Origin of the sequence: Halopelagius fulvigenes (genome assembly GCF_042662625.1) — an archaeon.
In the GTDB taxonomy this organism is placed as follows: domain Archaea; phylum Halobacteriota; class Halobacteria; order Halobacteriales; family Haloferacaceae; genus Halopelagius; species Halopelagius fulvigenes.
Window position 1 is genome coordinate 1 of the sequence record NZ_JBHSXH010000012.1, and the last position, 655, is coordinate 655.

Here is a 655-nt window from a genome sequence, read left to right on the forward strand (position 1 = left end):
AGTGGGTCGTTTTCTGAGGGACCTTGTATGCCTCGTCGCTCTATCGCCAGCTGATTTCAGGCCCTATTGCACCGCCCTGTTCGGGGTGCTTTTCAGCGTTCGCTCACGCTACTTGTTCGCTATCGGTCTCGAGGAGTGTTTAGTCTTCGCAGTCGATGCCTGCGAGATTCACAAGGGATATCCAACCCCTGCTACTCTGGAGCAACCTCGGGCTTTCGCGGACACGATACGGGGTTGTCACCCTGTATCACGCTCTGTTCCAAGAGACTTCTCGTGTCGTTGAAAGCCGTTATAGGATGTCCGTACACCACATGTCCTTGCGGATTCGGTTTGGACTGTGTCGCGTTCACTCGCCGTTAGTAACGACATCGCGGATTGCTTTCTGTTCCTGCTCCTACTAAGATGTTTCAATTCGGAGCGTTCCCCATTGCGCGCGGCAATTGCGGTGGAGATTCTCATTCGGAGATCCTCAGTTCTTTCCCTCCATGCGGGTCCCTGAGGCTTATCGCAGCTTGGCACGTCCTTCGTCGGCTCTCGAGCCGAGCCATTCACCAGCTGGCACAGTAGCCAGTTGTGTTTCGGACGTCCACTATCCCGATGAAACGGGTTCAGTGGGCGTCTGGATTGCACGTACATACGGTCGTCATCGAACTCC

General features: G+C 55.0%; 1 rRNA gene. It reads right to left on the bottom strand.

The features are described from left to right. Positions 1-576, bottom strand: a 23S ribosomal RNA gene (locus ACFQEV_RS09465); the annotation flags it as partial. Between the last annotated feature and the right edge of the window lie 79 nt (positions 577-655).